The sequence below is a fragment of the Streptomyces sp. NPDC025793 genome (genome assembly GCF_055558375.1).
On sequence record NZ_JBVHMR010000004.1, the window covers coordinates 479808 to 499794 of the forward strand.

Genomic DNA, 19987 nt, shown 5'->3' on the forward strand with positions numbered 1-19987 from the left:
GCCCATGGCCGTGCTGCGTGCGGCCCCGGCGTCTTCTGGCCACTCCCTTCCTCTCTCTGGAGCTTGTCGACCATGCGTAACCGGATCTTTCCCCGTCGCTCCGCTGTGGCTTGCGCGGTGTCGGTCGCCGTCGCCTCGTTCCTCGCCACTGCCTGTTCGCGCGGCGAGGATACGGAGCAGGCGCTTTCCTCGTCCGCGACCGCGCCGACCGGGGCCGGCGCGGCGTCGGGGAACGCGGTCGGGGGATCGTCCAAGGTGACGCTTCCGCCTGTGCGCGCGGGCTTCGACTACCAGCTCGGCGGTCCCTACACCCCGCCGGCCGGGGTGTCCGTCGTCGTCCGTGACCACACGGCGCCGCCCGCACCGGGGCTCTACAACATCTGCTACGTCAACGCCTTCCAGGCCCAGCCGGGCGCGGAGAAGGAGTGGGATGCCGATCTGCTGCTCCGGGACGGGGCGGGCAAGGTCGTCATGGACAAGGACTGGGGGGAGGCCATGCTGGACGTTCACACCGACGCCAAGCGCAAGCGGATCGCGCGGAAGGTGAACGCCTGGATCGACGGATGCGCGGCCAAGGGGTACAAGGCCATCGATCCGGACAACTACGACAGCTACACACGCGTACCCCACGGGCTGCTCACCGCGAACGACGCGAAGGCGTTCCTGTCCCTGCTCGCCGCCCACGCGCACGCGCAGGGCCTGGCCATCGGTCAGAAGAACACGGCGGCGCTGGCTCCGTACCGCAAGCAGGTCGGCGTCGACTTCGCCGTGGTGGAGGAGTGCGGCCAGTACGACGAATGCGGGGACTACGCCGCCGCGTTCGGCCACCACATGATGGTGATCGAGTACACCGAGCAGGGCATGAAGAAGGCGTGCCGGGGCTGGGGCGACAAGATCAGCATCGTCCGGCGGGACCTGAACCTCGTGCCCGCCGGCGACAAGGACTACCACCGGGAAACCTGCGGCACGTCCTGATGCACCGGCATTCGACGCCCGGCTCGGTCCGTTCCTGCCGACCGCACTTCGGCAAGCGCCTGCGGGCCGCCGAGTTCGCCCCGACCGGGAACCATGACGGCGCACTGCTGCCGGAGCGGCCTGCGCGCAGGTCCGGCGTGAAAACACCCCAGCGACGCTGCTGCGCGGGCACCGGGAGCTGGTCGCCGGCCAGTGGACCCACCCCCACAAGAGCCCCGGTCGGCCGCCGATTTCGGAGGAGACGCGGGGGCTGATCCTGCGTCTCGCGCGGGAGAATCCGCTGTGGGGACACCGCAGAGTGCGAGCAGAGCGGGCCCGGTCGGGGATCACTGTCCGCGCCGCCACCGCCCGGTCAGTACCGCGGCAGGGCTGCTTTCCCCGCCGAGATCGCCGAAGGCAGACGCCTTCGTGCAACGCCGACCACGACAACCGGCACCGCCCCCGCCAATCCCTCCGCCAACAATCTCCCCAAGCCTCGGAAACCGGCCAGACGGCACCTGCCATGCCGCAACGAGCCGCAAGCGGACCCGACAGAGCTGGAAGGCCTGTGTCCCGCCGCCGTCGGCGAACCGCGCGCAGATACGGAAAAGCCCGTATGGCCCAGCCCGGCAGGCTTCTCCGGCAGGTTCTGGTCGGCGCCGACCAGGACAGACTTGGGCCGGTTCACCGCCTGGGGCCCGCGCCCGCCCACTCGGCACGGCCCAGGCCGCGTTCCGAGGGCCGGTTCCATCGAGTGGACCAGGCTCGTGTTCTGTCCGCAAAGAGCGCAACCACCCTCCGGGGTGACGCAGTTACCCAAGGCATGGAGAACACGGACAGTACACATGTCACCCGCCGGGCCCTGCTGTCAGTCGGCGGATTGATGCTTCTCAGCGGCTGCACAGCCCCTGGCGCTACGCCTGAACACGAAGGGAGGCCGGCACCTGACACCGTGAAGCCCACTCATCCGGGCGACTCTCACGCCAGCGAGCCGGCCTACGTCGAGCTGCCGGGCAGGCCGGAGTTCTACGTTCACCGGGGCCCGCGAGCGATCGCGCTGACCATCGACGACGGTCCGAACCCCGAATGGACTCCGCAGGTGCTGGACCTCCTGCGCCGCTACGCCGTAACCGCCACGTTCTGCCAGGTCGGTGCCCGCGTCAGCGCGTATCCCAACCTGGTGCGGGCGGTAGCCGCCGAAGGCCACCTGATCGCCAACCACACCTGGACCCACGCCGACCTGGCCCGGGCATCCGCAGCGACCGTCCGCTCCCAGCTCGAACGCACCAGCGACACGATCGAGAAGGTCACCGGCCATCGTCCCACGATCTTCCGCGCCCCCTACGGAGTCTGGTCGGAGCCAACCCTGGCCACCTGCGGCGCGATGGGCATGCGCCTCCTGGACTGGTCCGTCGACCCCCACGACTGGTCACGACCGGGCACCTCGCTCATCGTCGAGCGGATCATGGCTCACGCCCGTCCCGGATCGATCATCCTGGAGCACGACGGCGGAGGCGACCGCTCCCAGACAGTGGCCGCCCTGCGCCTGGTGCTTCCCCGCCTGCTCGATGCCGGTTATCAGTTCGTCACCCCCTGACGGGAGGTGCCGACGGCGGCCGAGCAGCGGCCTTCCACGGGTAGCGCTTGCCGGGCGCCGTACCTCCACTTCGACCGAGCCCCGCTGCGGTCCTGTTTCCAGGCACCGCGGGCCCCCGCGATTCATCCGGATGTGGCAGCCCGTCAGGGTCGCATCGGGGCCTGGTGGCCGTCGTCACCCGTTCGGCGCACAGCGGTCGCTGTCGCACGGGGGGTCGGGTTCGCTGGCCGAGGGCCCTGTGTCGCGACCCGGGGCCTTCCAGCATCGTCGAGCGAAGGAGACACGGCCGTGCCCAGAGGCAGGATTCACGAGTGAGCCCTGGATCAGGGTCAGGGTCAGGGGAAGATCCGGAACGATGCAGGTGGTCCCGTGCTGGACTTCACCATCGGCGACCTCCTGAATCCCGCCGATGGCCGGGATCTGCACAAGGGGGAAACCGATACCCGGTCTCCGTGAGCGCGCCAGGCTCGGCGAGAGCCGCCAAAAAAGACGAATCGCGGGGCAACGGCGCTCGGGCGTTCTCCCTCTGACAGGTTGAGGTCGGTGAACTGATACGGCGGCTGCGGACCGGGGACGGTCTCGGGTACTCCGTTCTTCGCCGGTGCCACGGCCGAGACCTCGAAGGGCTCGAAGGGGGAGACAGACGATGGGCTTTCTCGACCGACGTGCTGTACGTACGGCCGTCGTCACGGCAGCAGGCGTAGCAGCACTTGGGCTGAGCACGGTGACGGCTTCCGCGAAGATCAGTTACGACTTCAAGGTAAGCCCGCACACCGTGAAGGCCGGCGCGCGCGTCCACGTGAAGGGGGACGCCTCGAACGACTCGGAAGACCTTCAGAAGTTCTGTGTGCAGCAGCGACAGGGCAAAGGGCCCTGGCGTACGGTGCAGTGCGCTCACGGAGGCATCGGCCTTGGTGGCGCAGTCGATACCTGGGTACAGGCGAAGCACCGAGGCACGCTGCAGTTCCGCGGCGCACTCTACGAGGCGGGCTTGACCTCGCACAGGCTGCACCTGCAAACGGTCACGCCCACCGAGACAGTCCGCGTTCGCTGACCGCCGACCCGCGCGGTCTCGAAGCCCGCGACGCGTCTGCTCGGCCCTGCCGTTTCGATGGCAGACGGGATGGGAGTACGAGCGCGGACGGATCGAACTCATGGCGATGTAGTGGGACAGATGCCGGAACAGCCTCGCCGACGACATGGCCGAAGCCGACGGGGCCACGGCTGCCCCCGGACCCGAAGCCGGCCCCGACGACGTCACATGGATCGAGCCACCGGTTTACCCCAAAGTGCGGCACATTGGTTCGCGTTCAGAGGCCTTCAGATGGCGCTTGATGCCGCTCCCGGCCCCCGCGCCCACCGATGCGAAGCCCTGCACCGCCTTCCGTCCGACCCGGCCCTGTCCCTGCCCGCCTTCGGCCGCCCGCGCGCTCGGAGACGCCCACGCCTCATCCTGTGCGGTGCCTGCGCCCTCCCCTGGCCAGACCTCCGACCGGCACGCCCGCCACCGCGGCATGGGATCCTGAGCCGCGCCCAGCTCTCACCCACCTCGGCGTACTGATCGAGGAGAAGACGGTAGTGAGCGACCTCCTGACCGACCTGACGGCTTGACGGCAAGCGCGACGCAATGATCAAGACTCGGTGATTCGGCTGTGCACATGGACGGCGTGGCCGTAAAAGCCCTCGGGTTGCTGAGCCAGGAGGGGAAGCACCCGGCGAGTCACCGCCGCGACCGGTTCGGAACGGGTGACCGCGTCGTGTGCTTCCTTGTCGATCCACAGCTGTGTCAGCCAGACCGTATCCGGCTCGTCGAAGGCTGTGTTGATGCTGTAAGCAAGCAGGCCGCCGTCCTCGCCGCCGGCGCGGAATCCGTCAAGGAGCAGGGTGATCAGCTCGTCACGCCGCCCAGGCAGTGCGGTCATCCGCCCGTGGACACTGAACATGTTCTCACTGGACACGCGCGTTCCCCCTTCGCCGGACGTCCGCTTGCGAGACTACCCGTCCGCAGGCTCCGCAGCCTCCGTCGACGAGGCTCGCCTCGGCACGGACGACGCATGATGTCGGGCGGCAATTTCCCTGCGTCCTCGATGGCCGACCGCGCATGATGCCGTCGCTGGGAACGGCCCGGAACAGACAGCCAGCGGGGTCGGCCGAGGCGGACACCACATCGTCGGCACAAGCGGGGGCGGATAGCGCCGTGCCCCTGCCGGGCAGCCCTTTGGCGCCGAACAGCTTCTCCTTCGGGCGGCGGCTCAGAACAGGCAGGGTGGCACCCCCTCTGCCATAATTGCCACATTGCGCAACTGTACAACCATTGGGTAGAGCCAGTCGTCCCTTCTGTATGACGCGGACGGACGGGGGCGCCCGGATGACCACCACAGGGGACGGCAGGACAGCACGGGGCCGCGGGCGCAGCCCGTGGCGGATCATGCTGCTCATCGCGCTGGTCGTCGTGATGCTCGGCGCGGTGGGCCTTGGCTGGATCTACCTGAAGCTGAACAGCGCCATCCGCACCTTCGACGCGGGCGGCCTGTCCGGGCACCGCCCCGCGGCAGGCCCGTCCCGCAGCGAGAACGTCCTGGTCATCGGGTCCGACGCGCGCAATGACGGCAACAGCTCACTGGGCGGCGGCGATACGAACGACATCGGCCGTTCCGACACCGCGGTCCTGCTGCACGTCTACGCCGACCACAAGCACGCCCTCGCCGTGTCGATCCCCCGCGACACCCTGGTGACCATCCCGCCCTGCAGACTGCCGGGCGGCTCCTGGACGAAGTCGCAGACCGACGCCATGTTCAACTCGGCGTTCTCCGTCGGGCAGACGGACAAGGGCAATCCGGCCTGCACCCAGAACACCGTGGAACAGCTCACCGGCCTGCGCGTCGACCACACCGTGGTCGTGGACTTCAAGGGCTTCGCGGCACTGACCGGTGTGGTCGGCGGGGTGCAGGTCTGCCTGCCGCAGGACGTCTACGAGAAAGACCTCGACCCCAACCGCGCCACCCGGGGCAACCTGCTCTTCAAGAAGGGCGAGCAGACCGTTTCCGGACAACAGGCCCTGGACTACGTCCGTATACGGCACGGTCTCGGTGACGGCTCCGACATAGGGCGGATCAAACGGCAGCAAGCCTTCCTCGCCGGCCTGATCAAGAAGGTCAGGAGCGACGGGATCACACCCGTCAACCTGCTGCCGCTGGCCGACGCCGCCACGAAGTCGCTCACGGTCGACCCCGGCCTGGGCACGGCGAACAAACTGATGTCCTTCGCCATGTCGCTGAAGGACATCGGCCTGCACGACACCAAGTTCGTCACCCTCCCCTGGCGGTACGCCGGCGAACGCGTCGCCGTCGTCGAGCCGGACGCCTCCAACTTGTGGGCAGCACTCAAGGCGGATCGCACCATCGACGGCACGGACGCCAGCGGGAAGAAGCAGCCTCAGGGCGGCGCGGCCGCATCGCCCAGCCCCACCCGGAGCGTCTCTGGCGCCGGTATCGACGTCGCCGTATACAACGGCACCGCCCTGAGCAGCCTCACCTCCAGGGCCGTCTCGGCACTCACGGAGCACGGCTTCACCGTCACCGGCACCGCCAGGGCGAGCAGCCAGGACGACACCACCACCGTCATCGAGTACGGCGCCGCCCTGAAGCCACAAGCCGAGACGGTGGCCCGGCTCTTCCCCGGCGCCCAACTCCATTTCATCGGCGGACCGGGCATCAACGTGGTCCTGGGCGCCTCTTACGCCACGGGTGGTTCCTCCGCCGCGGAAACCCCGACCGCCGTGCCCGGCTCCGTGACGGACGACGCCCGCTCGGCGGACGACGACCCGTGCTCCGATCTCACGTACGGATCAGGTGGCTGACGAGGCGCCGCGCGGTCAGCGATGGCGAGACAGGCCGCCACTGACGCGGCCACGCCGCCCACGAGCAGCGGGCCGCGCAGGCCGTTCGACGGCGAGCGCGAGCGCGGTGACCGGATGGAGTCGGACCAACTCGTCGAGGCAGAGGGACCCGTGGGCGGAGACGTCCCGGTCGTGCTGCCTCCACACGTGCACGATGCGGGCCGCGTCGGGAATCGGCGTCTCGGCGCGGCGCCTCAGGCCGGGTAGTCCCAGGCGCTTGTCCTGCGCGACTGTCCCTGCAGTGGCAGCGATTCCCCGGTACGCCGGGCGAGCTGACCGACCATCAGCCGGACGACGAGGACGACGTCGGGGTCATCGATACGGTAGATCTGCCGCCGACCCTCGCGGCGGGAGCGGACCAGGCCCGCGAGCTTCAGCTTCGACAGGTTCTGGCTCATCGCGGGCAGCGTCCCGCCCACCCGTTCCGCGAGCCGGCTCACATCGCTCTCGCCCTGGGACAGCGCCCACATGATGTGCAGCCGCGGCGTCGAAGCCAACATCCCGAAGGCGGTGACTGCCTCCGCGAGCGCCTCGGCGGACAGATCCTCGAAGCCATCGACGATCTGCGCCACAGTCCTCTCCCGTCCGTGCATCAAAGACGCTTCACACGCGCCCGCCCAGTGTAGGCGTCATGGACTCAAGGACGCCTTGCAATACCGCGCCGCGGCTGAGGTCATCCCCAGCGCCTCGCTGCACCCGTTGATTGCTGTATTGCGCGGCCTCTCCACGAACCGCCCCAGAGCGGCGGGCAGCGGGGAGAACGTCCTCGGCATCGGCTCCGACGGTCGCGTCCACGGCAACAACGCGCCGGGCGGCGGAAGCAAGGACGACGTCGGGCGCTCCGACACCGCACTCCTCCCGCACGTCTACGCCGACCACGGCATGCCCTCGCGGTCCCGATCCCGCGTGATGCGCTGGTCGTGACCCCGCCCGTGTGCGTGCCACAGGACGTCGACTCCGGCCTGGGAACGACTGACGCGCCGATCTCTTTCGCCATGCCGCTGAAGGCCATCGACCCGCACAACACCAAGTCCTTCACCGTGCACTGGCGTTACGACCACGCGCGTGCCGCACTTGCCCGGCCGGACGCCGACGAGTTGTGGGCGACACTGAAGGCCGACCGCCCCGGCGGCACCGGGAGGACCATTCATGCCGCGCCCGAACATCGGGCAGCCACCGACCCGCCGGACGCCGGCCCGCTACGGCTTCACCGTCGTCGGCACGGGCAGCGACGCCCGCCGGGATCAGGTCGTCACCGGGCCAGGCATCACCGTGGTCCTGGGGCAGAGGTACGGCTCCTCCGCCCTGCCCGTCGCACCCAGGCGCACGCCAGTCACCTCTGACCCCCGCTCCGCCGACGGCTCCCCCTCCTCCGGCCTCTCGTACGAATGAGCAATGGCATCGAAGCGCGTGCCGTCGGTCGGGACGACGCGGCGTGGCGGATCACCCACGCAGCGATGCCGCCGCCTGTGAATCGAGGCCGGCTGGTGAGCGACAGCCCGAACGTTTGCTAGATTGCGCAATCACGCAACTGAAGTGCCGCCCCGCTTCGCCCGACGGACCGGCCGCAGACAACCGGCCGCACGCCCGAGGGACTGCTGGGCGCAACCATTGCCGGGAGTGGGACATGAGTGACCTGCGGGACGGCTCCGCCGGCCGAGCCACGCGCCGCCCAGGTGCCCCGTCGGCGCACGGACCGGCCTGCCGACGAACGCCCGCCAGGTGGCCGGGCGGCGGCACGGGCGGCGTCCCGGTCCTCCGGCCGCGGGAACTCGCGGCGCCGGGTCCGGCCGACGCGCAGGGGCAGGCGGGCGCTGCGGATCGCCGGGACGTGCCTGGCCTTCCTGGTCCTGGTGACCGCCGGCGCCGGGTGGTGGTTCTACGAGCACCTCAACGGCAACATCAACAGCGTCTCACTCGACGGGAAGGGCGGCAGCGAGAAGGCGGACGCCTTCGGCCGTACCCCGATCAACCTGCTGGTGATCGGCTCGGACGGGCGCACCAGCGCGGCCGACTGCAGGCTGGGCGGCGGCTGCTCCCGGACCGGGGTGCAGTCCGGCAACGGCAACGCCGACGTGGAGATGGTGGTGCACATAGCCGCCGACCGCTCCAACGCCACGGTGATGAGCGTCCCCCGCGACACCATGACCAACGTCCCGGCCTGCACCGATCCCACGTCGAAGCAGTCCACGTCCGGCTACTACGGACAGATCAACAGTGCTCTCTCGTACGGCCCGGCCTGCCAGGTGGCCACCATCCACCAGCTCACCGGCATCCCGATCGACCACTTCGTCAAGCTCGACTTCTCCGGCGTGGTCAGCATGTCCGACGCGGTCGGCGGCGTGGACGTGTGCGTCAGCGACGACGTCTACGACACCTACTCGCACCTGAAGCTGTCCAAGGGCACCCACACCCTCAAAGGCGTCGGGGCCCTGGAGTTCGTCCGCTCCCGGCACGGCTTCGGCGACGGCAGCGACCTCGGCCGTACGGTCTCGCAGCACCTCTTCCTCGGCGCGATGATCCGCAAGTTCAAGAGCGCCGGCACGCTCACGGACCCCGCCAAGGTCTACGGCCTCGCCGACGCGGCCACCAAGGCGCTCACCGTCGACGACGGGCTGGGCAGCATCAGCAAGCTGGTGGGCCTCGCCTCCGACCTGGACAAGGTCCCCTCCCACCGGATCACCTTCACCACCATGCAGACCGCCGCCGATCCCCACAACAGGGACCGTGTCGTGCCGGGCACCGGAGCCAGGTCGCTGTTCGCGAGCATCGCCAACGACCAGTCGCTGACCGCCGGTTCGGGCAAGAAGTCCGCAGCACCCTCCGCCACCGCCCGGTCCGTCGATCCCTCCCGGATCGCCGTGACCATCGAGAACGGCACCACTGTCGGCGGCCGGGCCTCCGAGCTGGCCACCGCCCTGACGGACAAGGGCTTCAGCCAGGGCACCACCACAGCCAACGCCCCCACCACCGCGTCCGTCACCACGCTCACCTACGGCACCGGGCAGAAGCCCGAGGCCCAGGCGGCGGCCAATGCCCTCGGCCTGCCTTCCTCGCACCTCGAGCAGGGCGGTGACACTGGCCTGACCCTGGTCATCGGCAGTGACTGGCCCAGCGGCACCAGCTACCCCGCCGGCCACGGCAGCACCGGCGCCTCCTCCCCTGCCCCCGCCGACACCCACGCCGCGGTCTCCGACGCCCACGCCCAGACGGCCGACCAGCCCAAGGGCTGCGCTCAGGTCAGCCCCTACAGGACCGTCTCCCTCAACGGCGTCAGCATGACCCCCGCCCAGGCGTACGCCGCCGCCCGCGACCAACCCGACTCCGACTCCTGAACCGTTCGTCGCGGCCGGTGCTCGTTTCGCCACCCTCAGCGAAAACCTCATCGGTTGCGCAATGATGGAAGCGTCGACAGAGGCGAAGGGGAGGGGCCCGGCCATGCGGGAGACAACCGCCGCGGAAGGCGTGCTCGACGAACTGGCGCAAGGGTGTCCGCTGCCGCCCGAGGACGAGGTGCGTGACACCTATCAGCCTGTCGAGGTGTACGACGGGGAGGGATGGCCGTGGCCGGGATCCACCACCGGATGGTGGACAGGCCCCGACGGCGTCACCGCCTGCCGGCTGCGGCTGTCGGGCGTGGCGGCTGCGCGATGGGTCCTGTTCGACCCGGACCGGATCGTCGCCCGGGTCCAGAGCGGCACGTAGACCGCCTGTCGGACGGCGGACCGGATCAGCGAGCCGGGCCGCCGCCTCAGTGCGTATCCAGCCAGTGGAGGTGCTCTACGGCGGAGTCCTGCCGTCGCGCAGAGAACCCTTCGCTGCCAGGGGGCCGCGCTCGATGAACGCCGGTCCGGTCGGCCCGAGGGCGACCGGATACAGTGCGCGAGACGGCAGCCCGGTCAGGGAGGGGAAGCATGACCGCCACCAGTAACACCCGGCCCGCCGAGGGTGAAGCGCAGGCGCCGCGGCGGAGCCGACTGCACCGCCTGATGCGCTACATCCCCCTGATCGCCCCCGTCCTGCTGTGGGCCGTGCCCTGCTGGGTGCTCCTGCACGCCGGCCAGCACTGGCCGCTGCCCGTCACGTTGGTCGGCACCGGCCTGTTCGCTCTCGGCCTCGTCGGTATGCCGCTCGCGATGATGCGCGGCCACGGCCGGCGTCAGCAGGACCGGGCGGCGATCGTCGGTGACACCCTGCTGGGCACGAGCTGGGTTCTGTTCACCTGGTCCGTTCTGCTCGGCGTCCTCTTGCGGCTCGCCCTGACCGTGGCCGGCGTCGGCGGGAGCCAGGACCGGGCCCGCATCGTCACGTGGGCCGTCCTCGGTGTCACCGCCGTACTGCTCGCCTGGGGGTACGCCGAGGCCCGCCGCGTGCCACGCGTGCGCCGACTCGACGTGCAACTCCCGCGGCTGGGTGCCGGGTTGGACGGCGTCCGCGTCGTCCTGATCACCGACACCCACTACGGCCCGCTCGATCGCGCTCGCTGGTCGGCACGGGTGTGCGAGGCGGTGAACACGCTGGAGGCCGACCTGGTCTGCCACACCGGCGACATCGCGGACGGCACGGCCGAACGCCGCCGCGCCCAGGCCGCCCCACTCGGCACGGTGCAGGCCACCCGGGCCCGGGTCTACGTCACCGGCAACCACGAGTACTACAGCGAGGCCCAGGGCTGGGTCGACCTGATGGACGAGCTGGGCTGGGAGCCGCTGCGCAACCGCCATCTGCTGCTCGAACGCGGAGGCGACACCCTCGTGGTCGCCGGTGTGGACGACGTCACGGCCGAGTCCTCCGGCCTGGCAGGCCACCGCGCCCACCTCGCCGGAGCCCTGGACGGCGCCGACCCCGACCTGCCCGTCCTGCTCCTGGCACACCAGCCCAAGTTCGTCGACCGGGCGGCAGCAGCCGGCATCGACCTCCAGCTCTCCGGCCACACCCACGGCGGCCAGATCTGGCCCTTCCACCACCTGGTCCGCATCGACCAGCCCGCCCTCGCCGGCCTCAGCCACCACGGCCCCCGCACCCTCCTCTACACCAGCCGCGGCACCGGCTTCTGGGGACCGCCCTTCCGCGTCTTCGCCCCCAGCGAGATCACCCTGCTCGTACTCCGCTCCCCGCACCTGCCCACCTCGCCGTAGCACGCGGCGGGCCACGCCGACGGTCTGCGTGCACGGACACCGCACCCGGACAGCGAGTTGACGGCAGGAAGCCGCTGGGTGTGCGCCGCCGATCCCCGGACGCAACCATGCTCGGCCAACTCCGTCGGCAGTTGTCGTCGACGGCAAGGGCGTCACCGGGTCACGGTGCGTGCCGCAGGCATCGGGGCGGTGACCGTCACGTGGGGGCCCGAGAATGCGCCCCCCTTCACGCTGCGGCTGAGCGGGGCGGCGTGTCCGGTGCAGTGAACCCGTACGCCGACGACGGCCGGTGCGCCCCGGAAACGGGGTGCGCACCGGCCGTCGTCGGCGTACGGGGCGTACGGGGCGTGATCAGTCCTTACGGGCCTTGAGGCGCCGTATGTCGAAGGACCGGATGCCGCGTCCGTGGGTGGCGGCGTACAGCTTGCCGTCGGGGCCGAGGCGCAGCTGCATGACGGCCGTGGTGGGCAGGTCGTGTCCCAGGACCTGCCACTGGGTGGCGCCGGCGGGGCGGTAGAAGGTGGCGAGGTCGGTGCCGAGGGCGAGGCCGCCGTTCGGGAGGAGCTTGACCGTGTCGGCGGGGACGTCGGGCAGGTTGGCCGAGATGTCCGTCCAGTTCGCGCCGCCGTCCTTGGTCTCGAAGACGTGGCCGACGCCGGCGCCGGGGCCCTCGGTGAAGCGGCGGGAGAAGCCGTTGATGGCCACGTAGACGTGCTGGGCGTTGGCCGGGTCGATCTCGAAGCCGGAGACGTAGCGGTTCGGGATGGTGCCGTCGACCGGGAGGTTCAGCTGGTGCCATCCGGTGCCGTCGGCGTTGCCGACGGCGATGCCGCGGGTGAAGCCCTGGTTGTTGCAGGGTCCGCACCAGCCGACGTACACCGTGCCGCCGGAGGACGCGACGGCGGTGGCCACATGGCCCTCACCGAGGTCGTAGGCGTTCGCCCACTCCTTGCCGGAGCGGATCGCGTAGCCCTTGGTGTTCACCCACACGTGCCGGCCACCCGCGATCCAGGTGTTGGAGTCCTTGGCGTCGGCCGTGATCGGGGCGATGAAGCGGGCGCCGCTGCCGCCCTGGTCCTTGTCGGGCGGGGCGATCTCGTACTCGGTGGCCTTCGTCGGGTCCGTCGACCAGGAACCGTCGTTCACGCCGCAGTCCTGCGTGACCCACATGTCGAGGTAGACGTACTCCTGGGCGATGTTGCAGCCGTTGGCGGGGTCGGTGATGGTGTCGCCGCCGTCGCCGCCGAAGTTGGAGCCCATGACCTTGTCACGGCCGCGCAGGATCGACTGGCCGTTGTCCTGCAGACCGCCGGTCACCGAGACGCCGCCGTTGGTCAGGTCCTTGCCGACGCCCACGGAGTAGTACTGCAGGGTGTCGATGGTGCCGTCGCTCAGGGACTGCCAGTCCTTGGCGTGACCGCCGGAGTCGACCGCGCCGTTCAGCGGGCGGCGGTAGATGCCGCCGTCGTTGCCGACGTACGCCCAGGTCTTGCCCCGGTAGCTGCCGATCGCGACGGCGTGCTGGTCGGAGTGGACGGTGGGTGAGCAGTCGCCGGTCTGCTTGGCCGGGTCGTTGCTCCAGCAGGGGAAGGGGAAGTTCCAGTACGGGCCCGGGGTCGTCCAGCTCTGGCCGGCGTTCTTGGTCTCGAAGACCTCTTCCAGGCCGAGGTAGAGGTGGTCGGCGTTGGCCGGGTCGACCTGGAGGAACTGGTTGTACCAGGACTGGATGCCGGGCATGTAGCCGGCGGTCTGCAGCGCCGACCCGGACGCCTTCAGCTTGGTGTAGTCCGCGATCTGCGTCCACGGTCCGAACGGCGAGCCGTTCTTCGAGACGTACACGCCCTTGAGCCCGCTGTCCGGGTTGGCGGCCATCTGCGCCGGGGACTGGTCGATGGCGTACAGGCGCGAGCCGTCGGCAGCGGCGGCGAAGGTCATGTTGCCGACGTCGGCGCTGCTGGTGGGCAGGTCGCCGAGTCCGCTGACCGGCTTCCAGCTGCCGTCGCCCTGCTCGGCGTACAGGCCGTTGTAGGTGTCGCCGCCGCGCCAGCCGACCGCGAGGAGGACCTTGTTCGGATCCTTGGGGTCCACGGCGATGTCGTTGGCGATGTTCTTGTACGGCGCGCTCGGATCGTCCGCCTTCGAACCGCCCGGCAGATAGTCGGGGTTGGGAGCGAACTCCTGCTTCCAGGGCCCGGACAGGGTGGTCGTCGAGTGCGACCACACGCCGGTGCTGGTCGCCGCCCACACCTTGGTGCCGGCGAAGCGCAGGGCGTGGATGACGGTGGACTCCAGTTCGGCGCCGCCGACGCGGTCACCGGGCTGGAACTGCCCGTGCCGTGGGTCCTTCAGGACGTACACGCCCGTGCCGACGAAGGACGTCGCCCCGGTGTTGGACTCGCCCGTGGCGTACCAGAGCCGCTTCTGGCCGTCGAGGGAAAGGGTGCCGGTCGACAGGGACGGGAGCCTGTCGGAGATCGGCTTCCAGTGGCCGCCGCCGGTCGTGGAGCGGAAGACACCGCCGTTGGCGCCGCCCGCGTACACATACCCCTGGTCGTCGGCGGCGATCCCGGTGATCCGGCCGGTCACCTCGCCCGCGCCGCCACTGGAGTTGGAGTTGACGTCGCGGTAGCGGGGGTCGTCGGAGTTGTACGCCTTCTTGGTGACGTGGTCCCAGCTGCCGCTCGTGTGCTTCATGGACTGGAGCTGCTGCCAGGCCGCTCCGTAGGCGCCGGGCGCGACCACGCCGGGCGCAGTGCGTGCCTCGGTGAACTGGGCAGTCGCCTCGGCGGAGTTCTCCGCCTCGTCGGCGCCCCCGTCATCGCCCTCGGAGGCGGCCGGCGCGGACAACCCATGGCCCGCGTGCACCGCCTTGATGTGCTGGCGGCCCATGGCGGCCTGGTGGCGCGCCTGCCAGGGCCGCGGTCTGGCGGCGTTCGACGCCGCGAACGACTGGGTGCTCACCAGTCCGAACGCGGCCGCTACGACGGTGCAGGTGATGAACCGTCGCTGGTACTTCGGGGGCAACATGCCCGCTCCTCCCTGCACCGGGCATATGGGGGTGTCCCGGCACAGAGGGGATCTTGGCGTGACCACAACAGTCACACCAAGGGCTCACAGGAAAAATGGTGGGCTGTTTACCTTGCGGCGCGTCAGCACATCAACGGACGATCCTGTGCGGCCTGGCTGTGTGCCGAACCGCCGCGTGCGGTACAGCCGTAGCCGCCACGGAGGGGCCGTAGGACCCACCCGTCAGGAACAGGCCGCTGTATGCGTCCGTGGAGTCCTGCGGCGCGTTGGCATTGGTCTCGACGAACAGCGGCCGTACGGCGACGGGACCGGCAGTGGCGAGGCCCTCGTAGTCGCCGAGGAAGTGGCCCCCTGCATAAGGGGCCCGGAGCCAGTCGAAGACCCGCGAGATGCGGCGCTCGGTGGCGTGGTTCTGCGCGCCGCGCGGGAAGGTGAGCAGCCAGGCTGCGGCGGGGAGGGTGGTGGTGTTCCCGGCGGTGAGGTAGCGCAGGTCGTAGTAGGTGATCGCGACCGAGCCACGCGCGTCCACGCTGACGGAGGGCGTGAAGGCGGGTGCGGAGGCGACGGAGTTGACCCGCTTCGGAGTCGACCAGGTCCGGCCGCCGTCAGCGGAGTGGACCAGTTCCACGGAGTTGTGGGCACCCCCGCTGAAGTCCGAGCCCTCGTAGGCGACGTAGAGCTCGCCGGTGTGCGGGTCGATGGCGACGTTCGGCAGGTCGCCGCCCGCCCGCAGGGACTTGGTCGCGTCGGTGGGGGCGTTGGGATCGACTTCGGGTACGGACGTGTCCTTGGCGACCGTGACCGGCTTGCTCCACGTGCGGCCCTGATCGGTCGATTTCACGACGGCGAAGTGGAGGTCGGTGGGCGTGAAGGTGCCGGTCGCGTAGTCGATGTCGTACGTCTGCCAGTCGAGGACGTCGTAGAGGGTGTCGGTGCGCGGGTCGACGACGATGACGTTGCCGATGGTCTGCGAGTGGGGCACGACCGAGGTGTCCACGAAGGGGCGGGCCGTGGACCAGTGCCGGCCGCCGTCGCGGGTGACGGAGATGTAGGAGGGCCCGTCGTAGACCTTGGCGGAGTCGTCCTCGTCGATGCGGTCCCAGACCTGGTAGGCGACGCCCGGGTGGACGGGGTCGGCGGTCACGGCGTTCTTGTCGTCGGTGAACTGGGCCTGTGTGTCGTCGATCAGGGGGGTGGTGTGGGTCCAGGTACGCCCGCCGTCGTACGACGTCGAGGCGGCCACGCCGTTGCGCGCGTCGGTGGCGTCGAACACCAGGCCGCTGGCGTAGACCGTGCCGTCGGGGCCGGTGCTCACCCAGCCGTCGGACGCGCGCTGGTAGTTGAGCCCGCCCGGCGCGCAGTGCGAGAACGGCAGCGGGGTCTCGGTGAAGTGCCGACCGTCATGGGTGTACGTGGCGGTCAGACCCCGGGCTCCGCCATTGGACCAGCGGTCCTGCTGGAAGATCCCGACCGCGTCACGCGGATCGCGGGGGCTTGTGGTGACGTACGGTTCGGCCTCCGCCGACGGGTAGTTGGTACCGGTCCCGTCGCCGCTGATGTCGCAGGCGGCGTAAGGATCACCGGGCGAGACCAGGCCAACCGGCTGGCCGTCGCCCGCGGCAGCCGAGTTGCCCACGGTGGCGACGAGCAGGAACGCGGCAGCAGTGGCCACGAGAGACGCTCTTGTACGTGTGCGCATGGCGATTCCCCCAACTCTCCGAAGAACGGACCGTCTTGGGCTGTGCTGGCGCGGACACGGTCCCGGTGTCACCGGGACACGAGTCGCCTGGAGCCTAGTCCCGGGCCGTGGGAGCGGAGTTGAGGAAGGGGTCAAGGGCACGTCAATTATCGGATGCCTCCGTCGATCAGCGGCGCAGGCCCTCCGGGACCGGCCGGGCGCCGGGGGTGGCGCCGCCAGTGCGCGTGCCGTCACGGTCACCGGCGAGGCGGCAGGCAGCGCGGCGACGCGGCGGCTTTCCGGGCGTGCACCGTGCAGGACGCGGACCTGTGCGGTGACCCGGCGGCGCAGGTACGCCAGTGCGGTAGCGGGGCCTGGGCCAGTGCCGGCGAGGGCGGCGCGGGCAAGAGAGCGGGCCGCGAGCGGCCGGCCGGCCACCGCCTGGGCGGCTCCTGTCAAGGCTGCTGTGCTGCCGGGTCTGCGGCCGCACATGGAGTCCCACTGGACTCACCGCCGTCCTGGCCACCGGTGCCGCCACGGCCACACGAGCGCCACCCGGCCCGACCCGGTCGCACTCCCAACGCCCACCTGCGCGAAGACCAGGTACTGCCGCACCTGCCGGCCCTGCATCTCCGCCTCACCGGCCGCCTGGATCCTCCGGGGTCGGCACCCGCGAGCCGTGACCCGGCGCCGCAACGACGAACACCCGCCCCGGCCAGGAGCCGGAAGCGGGTGCCGATGTCCCCTGCTCTGAATGGGTGTGCCGGTGCGGTTAGAGCAGGGCTCCGACGAGACCGAGAACTGCCTCAAGCAGGCTGCTGAGGATCATCTGCATACTCCTTCTGTAGGGCGGTGCCGCCACGACCGATTCTCAATATAAAGTGCAAACCGGGCAATCTTTGATGGTCCGACGGGGTGTCGGCCGGGCCGGGAACCGGCTCCATCCCGCGTGACGCCGAGTGTGCGGCATGGGCCCTGCCGCGAGCCGCGCAAGGTTCGGCTCCAGCCCAGCCGAGCGGGCCTTCCTCCCACTCAAGTCCTGGCGCATCTTCCGCCGCCCGCCGCAGCCCCGACCGCCTGACGTCAATGACCAAGGCCGTCCTCGCCCTGGAGCAGCACGGCGGAAGAAGCCCGATGGGCCTCTCCGGAGCGGCCACTGATTTCTCTTCAGTTCCTTGTCCGCCCCGCTCGATCCGGGCACTCTCCCGCTGCAGCCGCGCCGACCCGTCACCTGCGCGGGGCGGCGCGGCTCCCGCCGGGGCCCGCCCGGGGCAGCCTGCGGACAGACGTCGTCTCGCCGGTCCCGACATCCTTCCCGTCCCCACGAGCGGTTTGCCGGCGTTGCGTCACGGTCCGCACCGCTGCCCCGCAGGCTCGGGCCGAGCCGAGCGTGGACACCCCGACCTGCCGCCCGCCACCTACCACCAACCAGAACCGTGTCACATGCTCCACGGCCGGCCGGCACAACGGACACAGCCCGAGGTCGACTGCTTCGGCATCCTCCCGGAGGTCGAACGGAGGCCGTGGCGGGCCACCGCACGGGGCTGGCACCTGCACTCCGCGTCACCGTCCCGACCGGCCGAGGACTACCGACCCACCCACAGAACAACGCTGCGCACGCGGCGCGCGTTGACCAGCCCCACGGGGTGACGCGGGGCGTGCGGCGGTCGTCAGCCGTACGCCGGGGCCGGCCGGCGCCCGCGTCACCCCGACCCCTCGAACTTAGGTTAGCCTTACCTCATGAGCGCACTCCTGCTGGCCCAGGACACGGCCGGATACACCCTGCCCACAACCTGGCGGGCCGTGACCAAGACCGGCTACTTCATCGGCCTGACCGGCTCCATCGGCGGTCTCGTCGCCTACGCCGCCACCGTCCGCCCCGCGTTCAGGAGTTCATCGGACGCGAGCGCCGACGTCGCTGTGCTGCGCCACCGCTCGGCGATCTGCCTCGCCTGGTCGGGCGTGGTGCTGCTGGTGACCGGCTACCTCCAGCTCGCCGCGCGCGTCGCGCGGGCGGGCACGGGCATGCCGTTCGGCGACGCCCTCGCCCCGGAACACATATGGCAGTTCCTGCGGGCACCCGCCGACAAGGGCGCCTGGATCGCACAAGGCACCATATTCCTGGTGCAGAACCTCGTCCTCCTCGTCACCGCCGCCAGCCTCACAGCGCTGTTCGCACGCGGCGCGCGGCGCCATCTGGAGCCGATCGCCCGCACCGCTCTGCCTCTCGCGCTGGCGGTGACGCTGATCACCGCCGTCCCGGCCATTGCCCCGCGGACCACGGACGCGCTCCTGGACCTGGTCTTCACCCAGATCCACATCATCAGTGGCACGGTGTGGCTGGGCGGCCTGGTCCTGCTGAGCGTCCTCGCCGGTGCCCGCCGCCGCCTGGGCCCGGACGCGGGTGTGCTCTGGGCCGACATGTGGCGCCGCTTCAGCCTCGTCGCGATGATCTGCGTCGCCGCCGTCGTCGTCTCGGGTCTGTGGATGAGCTGGGAACACGTCGGTGGAATCAGCCAGTTGTGGAGTACCGGCTACGGCCTCGCCCTGCTGGTGAAGATCGTCCTCGTCCTGGGACTGGTCCTCGCGGGCGCCGTCAACCAGTTCTGGCTGATGCCACGCATGGTCCAGGCCGGCCGCACAGGCGAGAGCGCCTCGCTCTTCCATCTGACGCTGCGACACTTCCCCAAGGTCGTCTGGAGTGAGGTCGCCCTGGGCCTGGCCGTCCTCGTGGTGGTCCCCTTCCTCACCGGCTCCGCCCGTACCGAAGCCGGCAGCCCGCAGGCCGAGTCGTCGGCCGGCGTCTTCGCCGCCGGCGCGACACTCGCCCTCGCCCTCGCCGCATCCCTGTACGCCACGGCCAAGGCATCCGAGGCGCTCTCCCGCCGACCGGTCACCACCACCGCCGATCCCGTCTGACCAGCCACGTCGCCGGGCCCACCGCCTTGCCACCGCGCTGCACGCCGCCCTGTACGGAGACCTCCAGCCCTCGGACCGCGCCGAGCCCCCATCATCACCGCTCCACCACGACGGGACCTACAGCGCCGGCCGTGGTCTCGCCGGGCATGTCGTCCAAGCCGGTGAACAGCGGATCAACCTCATCTGGCAGGAATCCGTCAGCGGCGCCGGCCCCCGGGCGATCCGGGGGCCGGTTCATGCCGTTGAGCGGGGCTGTTCGGCCCGAGCCCGAGGCCGGGGGGTCAGCCGATCTGTGCGCCGTACGCCGCAAGAGCGGCGGGGACGGGCTGGAAGAAGGTCTGGCCGCCGTTGGTGCAGTCGCCGCTGCCGCCGGAGGTGAGGCCGAGGGCGCTGTCGCCGTCGAAGAGGGCGCCGCCGCTGTCGCCGGGCTCGGCGCAGACGTCGGTCTGGATCAGTCCGCTGACTGTGCCTTCCTGGTAGTTGATGCTGGCGTTCAGCGCGGTGACGGTGCCACCGTGGACCTGGGTGGTGCTGCCGCTGCGCTGCACCTTCTCGCCGACGACGGCGTCCGCGGCCTTGGTGATCTTCTGGGTGCTGCCGTTGTAGAGGTCGACCTCGCTGGGGTGGTCGGTGCTGCCCGTGTACTTGGCGATCGCGTAGTCGTTGCCCGGGAACGTGGACTGGTCGGTGGTCGCGATCGTCTGGCCGCCCTGCTGGTCGGACCAGCTCTTGACGTCGTTGCCGCAGTGGCCGGCGGTCAGGAAGTACGGCTGGCCGTC

At 70.4% G+C, this 19987-nt stretch carries 15 protein-coding genes; 10 read left to right on the plus strand and 5 right to left on the minus strand.

Annotated elements, in window-relative coordinates:
- The first annotated feature begins 72 nt into the window (after positions 1-72).
- From ACZ4MF_RS12290 to ACZ4MF_RS12300, 3 genes are all read left to right on the plus strand, one after another.
- Complete coding sequence (locus ACZ4MF_RS12290; protein ID WP_467491936.1) at positions 73-975, plus strand: endo alpha-1,4 polygalactosaminidase; 903 nt, start codon at positions 73-75, stop codon at positions 973-975.
- A gap of 931 nt (positions 976-1906) precedes the next feature.
- A complete protein-coding gene (locus ACZ4MF_RS12295) occupies positions 1907-2551 on the plus strand; it encodes a polysaccharide deacetylase family protein (protein WP_467491937.1) in 645 nt (214 codons plus the stop codon).
- Positions 2552-3197: 646 nt separating this feature from the next.
- Positions 3198-3605, plus strand: coding sequence for a hypothetical protein (locus ACZ4MF_RS12300; RefSeq protein ID WP_467491938.1), 408 nt, complete (start codon positions 3198-3200; stop codon positions 3603-3605).
- A gap of 577 nt (positions 3606-4182) precedes the next feature.
- On the opposite strand, the gene ACZ4MF_RS12305 is transcribed toward ACZ4MF_RS12300, so the two are convergent.
- Positions 4183-4509: a putative quinol monooxygenase gene (locus ACZ4MF_RS12305; RefSeq protein WP_467491939.1), complete on the minus strand. Its 327-nt coding sequence runs from the start codon at positions 4507-4509 to the stop codon at positions 4183-4185.
- 383 nt (positions 4510-4892) lie between these two features.
- Between ACZ4MF_RS12305 and ACZ4MF_RS12310 the strand changes: the two genes are divergently transcribed.
- Positions 4893-6410, plus strand: a complete 1518-nt coding sequence (locus tag ACZ4MF_RS12310; protein WP_467491940.1) for an LCP family protein — start codon at positions 4893-4895, stop codon at positions 6408-6410.
- Positions 6411-6643: 233 nt separating this feature from the next.
- Here the strand turns inward: ACZ4MF_RS12310 and ACZ4MF_RS12315 are convergent, their stop codons facing one another.
- The gene (locus tag ACZ4MF_RS12315; RefSeq protein ID WP_467491941.1) at positions 6644-7042 is read right to left on the minus strand and encodes an ArsR/SmtB family transcription factor; all 399 of its coding nucleotides are present in this window, start codon (positions 7040-7042) and stop codon (positions 6644-6646) included.
- A 55-nt stretch (positions 7043-7097) separates the two neighbouring features.
- On the opposite strand from ACZ4MF_RS12315, the gene ACZ4MF_RS12320 reads away from it, so the two are divergent.
- The 5 genes from ACZ4MF_RS12320 (at position 7098) to ACZ4MF_RS12340 (ending at position 11584) form a co-directional block, all read left to right on the plus strand.
- On the plus strand, positions 7098-7373 hold the full coding sequence (locus tag ACZ4MF_RS12320; protein WP_467491942.1) for a hypothetical protein: 276 nt from the start codon (positions 7098-7100) through the stop codon (positions 7371-7373).
- A 225-nt stretch (positions 7374-7598) separates the two neighbouring features.
- Positions 7599-7841: a hypothetical protein gene (locus tag ACZ4MF_RS12325; RefSeq protein ID WP_467491943.1), complete on the plus strand. Its 243-nt coding sequence runs from the start codon at positions 7599-7601 to the stop codon at positions 7839-7841.
- A gap of 461 nt (positions 7842-8302) precedes the next feature.
- A complete protein-coding gene (locus ACZ4MF_RS12330) occupies positions 8303-9784 on the plus strand; it encodes an LCP family protein (RefSeq protein ID WP_467491944.1) in 1482 nt (493 codons plus the stop codon).
- Between the two features lie 103 nt (positions 9785-9887).
- The gene (locus ACZ4MF_RS12335) at positions 9888-10154 is read left to right on the plus strand and encodes a hypothetical protein (protein WP_467491945.1); all 267 of its coding nucleotides are present in this window, start codon (positions 9888-9890) and stop codon (positions 10152-10154) included.
- A 209-nt stretch (positions 10155-10363) separates the two neighbouring features.
- Positions 10364-11584, plus strand: a complete 1221-nt coding sequence (locus tag ACZ4MF_RS12340; protein ID WP_467491946.1) for a metallophosphoesterase — start codon at positions 10364-10366, stop codon at positions 11582-11584.
- A 351-nt stretch (positions 11585-11935) separates the two neighbouring features.
- Here the strand turns inward: ACZ4MF_RS12340 and ACZ4MF_RS12345 are convergent, their stop codons facing one another.
- Positions 11936-14611, minus strand: a complete 2676-nt coding sequence (locus ACZ4MF_RS12345) for a WD40/YVTN/BNR-like repeat-containing protein (protein ID WP_467491947.1) — start codon at positions 14609-14611, stop codon at positions 11936-11938.
- Between the two features lie 130 nt (positions 14612-14741).
- Positions 14742-16283 (minus strand): sialidase family protein, encoded by a 1542-nt coding sequence (locus tag ACZ4MF_RS12350; RefSeq protein ID WP_467491948.1) that lies wholly within the window; start codon positions 16281-16283, stop codon positions 14742-14744.
- A gap of 1746 nt (positions 16284-18029) precedes the next feature.
- On the opposite strand from ACZ4MF_RS12350, the gene ACZ4MF_RS12355 reads away from it, so the two are divergent.
- Positions 18030-19208: a copper resistance D family protein gene (locus tag ACZ4MF_RS12355; RefSeq protein WP_467491949.1), complete on the plus strand. Its 1179-nt coding sequence runs from the start codon at positions 18030-18032 to the stop codon at positions 19206-19208.
- 281 nt (positions 19209-19489) lie between these two features.
- On the opposite strand, the gene ACZ4MF_RS12360 is transcribed toward ACZ4MF_RS12355, so the two are convergent.
- Positions 19490-19987 (minus strand): S1 family peptidase (locus ACZ4MF_RS12360; RefSeq protein ID WP_467491950.1); only part of this gene is annotated, 498 nt, incomplete at its 5' end.